The organism is Actinophytocola sp., assembly GCF_036555685.1.
Taxonomy (GTDB): Bacteria; Actinomycetota; Actinomycetes; order Mycobacteriales; family Pseudonocardiaceae; genus Actinophytocola.
In genome coordinates, this window is record NZ_DATBKY010000150.1 from 1 (window position 1) to 3,701 (window position 3,701).

At 73.2% G+C, this 3,701-nt stretch carries 4 protein-coding genes; all 4 read left to right on the forward strand.

The features are described from left to right. Positions 1-311: 4Fe-4S binding protein (locus tag VH969_RS14400; RefSeq protein ID WP_331974240.1), on the forward strand; the 311-nt coding region annotated here is incomplete at its 5' end. A 17-nt stretch (positions 312-328) separates the two neighbouring features. Next, positions 329-1,048: an alpha/beta fold hydrolase gene (locus VH969_RS14405; protein ID WP_331974241.1), complete on the forward strand. Its 720-nt coding sequence runs from the start codon at positions 329-331 to the stop codon at positions 1,046-1,048. A gap of 89 nt (positions 1,049-1,137) precedes the next feature. After that, entirely contained in the window at positions 1,138-1,992 is an 855-nt protein-coding gene (gene mobA, locus VH969_RS14410; RefSeq protein ID WP_331974242.1) for a molybdenum cofactor guanylyltransferase, read from the forward strand. 7 nt (positions 1,993-1,999) lie between these two features. After that, positions 2,000-3,701 (forward strand): aldehyde ferredoxin oxidoreductase family protein (locus VH969_RS14415; RefSeq protein WP_331974243.1); only part of this gene is annotated, 1,702 nt, incomplete at its 3' end.

Consider the following 3,701-nt stretch of genomic DNA (forward strand, 5'->3'; position numbering starts at 1 on the left):
TCGACGTGGGCCTGCCCGACTCGGCCTGTGTCTACTGCGGCAACTGCATCGGGGTATGCCCCACGGGCGCGCTGATGTTCAAGAGCGAGTACGACATGCGGCAGGCCGGCTCCTGGGATGAGTCGAGGCAGACGGTCACCACCACCATCTGCCCGTACTGCGGCGTGGGCTGCAACCTCGACCTGCACGTGCAGGACAACCGGATCGTGAAGGTGACCTCACCCCTGGACCATGACGTCGGCCACGGTCACCTCTGCGTGAAGGGCCGGTTCGGCTTCGAGTTCGTCCAGCGCCGGGCCCGGGAGTCCTGAGGCCGTAACCTGGGGCGATGAGCGTTCCCGTGGTGCTGATCCCCGGCGCGGGTGGCCGGGCCTGGGTCTGGCACCTGGTCGAGGCCGACCTGCGGCGGCGTGGCTACGACGCGTTCGCGGTCGACCTGCCCGCCGCCGACGAGAGCAAGGGGCTGCCCGCCTACGCCGACGCCGTCGTCAGTGCCGTCAGGGACCGGGCCGTCAGCGACCGGGCCGTCGGCGACCGGACGGGCGGCGGCCAGGCGCCGGTCACCATCGCCGCGTACTCGCTCGGCGCGTTCACCGCGCCGCTGGTATGGCAGCGTGTGCCCGCGCGGCAGGTCATCTTCGTGAACGCGATGATCCCGCGACCCGGCGAGACGCCCGGGGCCTGGTGGGACAACGTGGGCTGGGAGCAGGCCAGGACGACCGCGGCCCGGCGGAACGGCTACTCCCCCGACTTCGACCTGGACACCTATTTCCTGCACGACATCCCTGCGGACCTTCGCCAGCAGATGCTCGGTCACGATGTGGAGCAGTCACCAGGCCCGTTCGGGGATAAATGCCTTTTCGACGAGTGGCCGGGCATCGGTCTGCACGTCATCGCCGGCCGGGACGACCGGTTCTTCCCGGTCGGGCTGCAGCAGCGCGTCGCCCGGGAGCGGCTGGGCGTCGAGCCCGATGTGGTGCCCGGGGGGCACCTCGCCGCGCTGAGCCGACCCGCGGAACTGGCCGCCGCGCTCGCCCGCTACCTGTGAGCCGGGCGGTACGCAAACGCTTATGCGCGCTGGCCCTGCGGCGAGCTCCTGACCGTGGCGCCAGGCCGGGTGATGCATACCATGAAGAAATGACGGGTTCCGCGGGTGTGGTGCTAGCCGGCGGCCGGTCCTCGAGGATGGGCACGGCGAAGGCGGCGCTGGAGTGGCACGGGTCTACGCTGCTGCGCCGGACGGTCGGCATCGTGGCGCGCGCGGCCGAAGGGCCTGTCGTCGTGGTGCGGGCCGGCGGCCAGGATCTGCCTGATCTGCCGGAGGGCACCGTGGTGGTCGACGACCCACGCGAGGGCAAGGGCCCGGTGCAGGGGATCGCCGCCGGGCTCGCCGCGCTCACCGGGCGCGCCGATGCCGCGTTCGTCTGCTCCACCGACATGCCGTTCCTGCACCCGGCCTTCGTCCGGCGGGTGCTTCGCGTCCTTGCCGAGCGGGAAGGCACGGACGTCGCGCTGCCGGTAGCGCTCGGCTACCGGCAGCCCCTGGCCGCCGCGTACCGTGTCTCGCTCGCGGAAGCCGCCGAGCGACTGGTCAAGGAGGACCGCCTGCGGCCCGCCTTCCTCTTCGAGCAGTGCGTCGTAGTGAGCCTGGATGATGCCACGCTACGGCAGGACCCGGTGCTGGCGGCGCTCGATCCGGACCTGGACTCGGTACTCAACGTCAACACGCCCGCCGACTACCAGCAGGCCCGTGCCCGGCCCCAGCCCGAGGTGACCGTCCAGCTCTTCGGCACCCTCGCCCGGGGCGACAGCGCCCGCGGCCCGCGGGTCGTCCGCGCCGCCACCGTGGACGCCGCGGGCCGCGCGGCGGGCCTCACGTTCGACCGGCATGTCACTGCGGCACTGAACGGCGATCAGATCACCCGCGACGGCACCGCTCCCCTGGCGGCAGGGGACATCGTGTTCTTCATGTCCGCCGACGCGGGGGGCTGAGCAGCGCATGCCGGCCGGCGGATATTTCGGGCGGGCGCTCGTCGTCGACGTGACGGACGGGACGTCGACGGCCCTGCCGCTCCCCGAGGAGGTGCTGCGCGCCTATGTGGGCGGTGCCGGGCTCGGCGCGTGGCTGCTCTACGGGCTCGGCCCGGCAGGCGCCGACCCGCTCGGCCCTGACGCGCCGCTGGCGTTCGTGTTCTCGCCGCTCGTCGGCACGCCGCTGACCACGAGCGCGAAGTTCGCGGTGGTGGCGAAGTCGCCGCTGACCGGGATGCTGACCGACGCGCTGGCCTCCAGCCAGTTCGCGATCGCGGGGAAGCTCACCGGCCACGACGCGATCGTCGTTCGCGGCCGGAGCTCGACGTTGTCCATGCTGCTCATCGACGGCGACGGCGTGCGGGTCTCGGACGCGGCCGGACTGGCCGGCCTGTCCGCGGCCGACGCGGACTCCAAGCTGCGTGATCAGCTCGGCCGGGGCTGGCGGGTCGCCGCGATCGGTCCGGCCGGGGAGACCGGGCCGGGCGGCGAGGCCGGGGTCCGGTACGCCACGATCTCGCACGACGGGCGGCACGCGGGCCGTGGCGGGCTCGGCGCGGTCATGGGCGCGAAGAACCTCAAGGCGATCGCGGTCCGCGCCGCCACGAAGGTCGCCACCGCCCACCCGGGCGAGGTGCTGGCGTTCGCCCGGGACCTGCGGGAGCGGTCGTTCGGCCCGGCCACGGCGAAGTACCGTGAGCTCGGCACGCTGGCCAACCTGCTCGCGTTCAACGCGATCAGCACGCTGCCGACCCGCAACTTCCAGTCGGCCACGTTCGAGGGCGCCGACCGCCTCGGCGCGGAAACCCCGGGCGGCGCGCATGGCGCGGGCGACGCGGAAGCCGGGCCGCCGCCTGAGATCGGCGGCATGCGCCGCGTCGCGCGGTCCAGCTGCGCGTCGTGCACGATCGGCTGCGAGCACATCTACCGGGTCGGCGGGGGAAAGAAGACCCGGGTGGAGTACGAGAACGTCTTCGCGCTCGGCCCGATGTGCGGGGTCAGCGACCCGGAGGCGGTGCTCGCGGCGAGCGCCCGCTGCGACGACCTGGGCATCGACACGATCTCGGCGGGCGGCACGATCGCGTGGGGCATGGAGTGCGCTGAGCGGGGGCTGATCGATGCTCCCTGGCTGCGGTTCGGCGACGGCGCCGCGCTGCTGCGCGCCCTCGACTTGATCGGTGCGCAGGAGGGCCTCGGCGCGCTGCTCGCCCAAGGCTCGCGCCGAGCGGCCGAGGTCGTCGGGCAGGGCTCGATCACGTTCGCGCCCCAGGTCAAGGGGCTGGAGCTCCCGGGGTACGAGCCGCGCACGCTGCACGCGATGGCGCTGGGCCTCGCCGTCAACGCCCGCGGCGCCGATCACAACCGCTCCGGCGCGTACGAGGCGGACCTCTCGGGCGAGCACGACCGGTTGAACGGCGGCGCGGCCCACGTCGCCGCCACCGTCGGCACCGAGGACCGGGCCGCCGTGATGGACTCGATGATCCTCTGCAAGTTCCTGCGTGGGGTCTTCGAGGATCCGTTCACCGAGTGGGCCGGGTTGCTGCGCGCGGTCACCGGCTGGGACGTCGACGCGGCCGAACTGCGTGCCGTCGCGCGGCGGATCGTGCTGGCCAAGCGCGTGTTCAACCAGCGCGAAGGGGCCACGGCCGCCGACGACACGCTGCCGCCGC